The following is a 322-nucleotide window of genomic DNA, read 5'->3' on the forward strand; positions in this document are numbered from 1 at the left end:
GCAGATATTCCCGTGGCGAGCGATAACCCAGCGCACTATGCGGATGCCATTCGTTATAATGCTCGAACGCCTCTGCAAGGTTCTTTGCTGCCGTTAACCCGTCTGGTTTGGGCATGATACTGATGTAGTCACGCTTTATCGTTTTCACGAAGCTCTCTGCTATTCCGTTACTCTCCGGACTCCGCACCGCCGTGTTCTTCGGTTCAAGTCCCAACATCCGGGCGAACTGGCGTGTTTCATTAGCCCGGTAGCATGAACCATTATCCGTCAGCCACTCCACTGGAGACGACGGAAGATCGTTGCCGAAGCGGCGTTCCACCGC

1 protein-coding gene is annotated in these 322 nt (G+C 54.7%); it reads right to left on the reverse strand.

Going from position 1 to position 322, the window contains the following annotated elements:
* A partial coding sequence (locus BGK49_RS18750) for an IS3 family transposase (RefSeq protein WP_069375814.1) occupies positions 1-322 on the reverse strand: 322 nt, incomplete at both ends.

This window comes from Shigella sp. FC1544, assembly GCF_001722145.1.
Classification (GTDB): Bacteria; Pseudomonadota; Gammaproteobacteria; order Enterobacterales; family Enterobacteriaceae; genus Escherichia; species Escherichia coli.